This window comes from Tissierella sp., assembly GCF_052089545.1.
GTDB lineage: Bacteria > Bacillota > Clostridia > Tissierellales > Tissierellaceae > Tissierella_A.
The window spans coordinates 1,217-4,651 of the sequence record NZ_JBQDAA010000183.1 but is presented as its reverse complement, the minus strand read 5'-3'; the positions used below and the strand labels follow the sequence as shown (position 1 = coordinate 4,651).

The window sequence follows — 3,435 nt, the reverse complement described above, 5'->3', positions numbered from 1 at the left end:
GAGGTAAAAGAAGTAAAAGAAGAACCAAAGAAAGTATTAAACCCAAGTTTTGAATTTAATATTAAAACAGATAAGAAGGCATATAAACCTTGGGAAGATATAATTTATACTATCAGCATAAAAAATAATGGTGATGTAGATTTAAATAATTTATTAGTAAAAGATAGTTTAACAGGTTTAAATCAGAAAATTAAGCTTTTAAAGGTTGGAGAAAAAGAAGAAATCAAAACTATTTATAACAAGTTCTCAACATTAAAAGAAAAAGTTAAAAAGAATAATATTTTTATAAGTACAAATTTTGATAAGAAAGTTATTTCCAAAAATCAAGATATAGAAGTAAAGTTATTAAAACCAGAAATAGTAAAGAAAAAGAATTCTGGTTCAGCTTTTACCGAGGTAGATGAACATGAAGAATTTCCAAAAGAATATCAAAAGTATTTAGATGATTTATTTAAAGCTAGTATTTCTACACTTGGAATGATTGGTCAATCAAGAACCTATGTTAATCCAGTTCCAGAGTATGAAGATACAATAGTGGTTGATAAAACAGCTGAAATAACACAAGGTTGTAGACAATATACAGTAACACTTGAAATAGACGGACAAATCCCTGAAAAACCTGTAGATGTAATTTTAGTAATAGATAGATCAGGTAGTATGGATGCAGGTAATCCTACATCAATGTATTATGCAAAAAATGCAGCTAAAACTTTTGCAAACACTGTTCTACAGAATACTAACAATAGAGTAGCTTTAGTATCATATGCATATTCAGGAAGTATTTATGGATATGGAGCAGCTACAGATGCATCTTTGGATCGAAACTTTACAAATAGTTATTCTGATATTCAAACTAGTATTAACAATCTAAATCCGACTGGAGGAACAAATACACAAGCAGGTTTTAGAAGATCTAGAATTTTAATGGGTAGTAATGGTAGAACTAACGCAAATAAGGCAATAGTACTATTAACAGATGGTGTTCCTACAGTAAGTATTGGCAACTGGTATGGACCAAATTATCCTACAAGTTTGAATAATCATGCAAATGCTGCAATAGCAGAAGGTATAGCCTCACAAGATGTAGCTAGAGTTTTTACGGTAGGATTATTAAATCAAGTACCAAGTCAAACCTTACCTGTTGCAAGACAGGTACTAGAAGATTCTCAAAATGCAGGATATTATGAAACATTTTCTGCGGCAGATTTGACAGCAATATATAATCAAATATCTCAACAATTAAATTATGCAGCTAAAGCAGCAGTAGTACAGGATAAAATAAGTGATGATTTTGAATTTGTAGAAGGAAGTCTTTCAAGTAGTAATGCAACATATGATGAGAACACTCATGAAATTACTTGGAATGCTGGAATAATAACAGAAAAAACTACCTTAACTTATGATATCAGAGCTAAAGAATCATTTGAAGGTGGAACAAATGTAGCTACAAATGACTGGGCAAAACTTAATTATATAGATGTAAATGATGATCCAAAAGAAAAAGAATTCCCAGTTCCAACTGTAGATGTAATGGCTCCATTAAAGGTAGATTTAGGAGAAGACAGAGAAATGATAACAGATAGTATTGATATTGGTGAAAATCTAGTGATTAGTTCAGGAACTGAACCATTCACTTATGAGTGGTCAAGTAGTACAGATCCAGGATGGTCATCAGATCAAAGAAATCCAATAGTAAGTCCTACAGAAGATACGGTATATACCCTCATAGTAACAGATAAAAATGGTTGTAAGGCTAAAGATGATATCAAGATAATAGTTGTTAGAGGGAGTATAACAATATCTAAAGTAGTGACAAATGAAAACACATATAAAAGGTTTACTATAAATATCTCTGGACCAAATGGTAAAACTTGGTCAGTAATGGTTAAGGAAGGAGAAAGTCAAACCATAGAAAATTTAATAGGAGGAACTTATAATTTAGAAGAAATAGTTCCAGCCAATTATAAAGCTGTAGGAAGTAGAACAAGAACAGTAACCATTACTAGTGAAAATAGACATGTTAATGTAAGCTTTGAAAACGAAAGAACAAATGATGATTGGTTCTATGACGATCATGATAAGGACAATTTATTTAAGGTTATACTAGGAAATTAAAAAAGGAGAGGAGCTTATGGAAGAATATTCAAAATCAATTACAATAAAAAATATCTTTAAAATATTAGAGCAAATTATATTCTATATAGTTATATTAGCTTTAATACTAATGATAATTTTTGTAATACAAAATAGATCTTCCAATGAAGCTCCTTCTATATTTGGTCACAGATTCTATATTGTTCAAAGTGGAAGTATGGAACCAATATTAGGAGTAGGTAGTCTTATAGTTGTAAAAGAAATGGAAGCAAAAGATATAGAAGTAAATGATGTAATAAGCTATAAACCAAATGGAGAAACAGTAGTAACTCATAGAGTAGTAAATATAGAAAATGAAAAAGCATTGAAGTTTACAACTAGAGGAGATGCAAACAATGCAGATGATCCCAACCCTTTAAATGGTAGCAATATAATTGGAAAACAAATTTTTGTTATTCCATATTTAGGAAGGTTGTTAGCTTTTGTTAAAACGAGAGTTGGATTAGTAGTTGTAATGATAATTCCAGCAAGTTTAATAATACTTTTCACAATATATGATTATCTTAAAAGGAAGAAATCGGAAGGAGTAATATAAATGAAAAAAAGAATATTAATCTCACTTTCATTAGTAGTAGTATTTGCATTTGTATTAGGCGCAACATTTGCTTGGTTTACTGATTCATCAGGAGCAGTTACAAATACATTTACAGCAGGTACTGTAGCCGTAGAGGTAAACGAAAATGGCTTTGAGAATATAGATAATTGGAATCCAGGTGACACTACAAACAAAGATGTAACAGTAATAAGTAAGGGCTCCAAAAAAACTTATGTAAGAGTTAAATTAACTAAGATGTGGACTAATCAATTACCAAATGACAATGTGGAATTAGTACTAGCAAATAGTGGTGATTGGGTTTATTCAGATGGTTGGTATTATTACAAACATATATTAAATGAAAATGAAGAAACCACAAAATTATTAGATGCAGTCAAACTTATAGGGCCTATTACAGACAATGAATATCAAGGTCAAACATTAACTGTAAATGTAGAAGCAGAGGCAGTTCAAGCAACACATGAAGCCTTTAAAGATGTTTGGGGTTTAACTTCCCTACCGTTTTAACTTATAAAGATATAAAAAATTCATTAAAGGAGGTGGAAGGAACTTTTGCTTTTAAATATGAAAAAGGCAAACTTAAGGAAACTTAAGGACGCAAAGCTAAAGGGCCTTTCAAATGGCAGCCAGTTACCGAATTAGATTTTAAAATAGTATTTAAAAATTTAAGGAGGTATTGTAAATGAAAAAGAAAATGACGATAGCAATTTCATTATTAGCAGTAG

General features: G+C 30.4%; 3 protein-coding genes and 1 riboswitch. All 3 genes read left to right on the top strand.

The window, feature by feature from the left end; translation table 11 throughout:
* Nucleotides 1-2,115, top strand: a 2,115-nt coding sequence (locus tag ACTHW2_RS10990; RefSeq protein ID WP_442263964.1) for a vWA domain-containing protein, incomplete at its 5' end; no start/stop codon positions are given.
* Nucleotides 2,116-2,131: 16 nt separating this feature from the next.
* Complete coding sequence (locus ACTHW2_RS10985) at nt 2,132-2,689, top strand: signal peptidase I (RefSeq protein WP_442263963.1); 558 nt, start codon at nt 2,132-2,134, stop codon at nt 2,687-2,689.
* The gene (locus tag ACTHW2_RS10980) at nt 2,690-3,217 is read left to right on the top strand and encodes a TasA family protein (protein WP_442263962.1); all 528 of its coding nucleotides are present in this window, start codon (nt 2,690-2,692) and stop codon (nt 3,215-3,217) included. It begins immediately after the preceding gene.
* Between the two features lie 55 nt (nt 3,218-3,272).
* A riboswitch (cyclic di-GMP riboswitch) is annotated at nt 3,273-3,348 on the top strand.
* Nucleotides 3,349-3,435 lie beyond the last annotated feature (87 nt).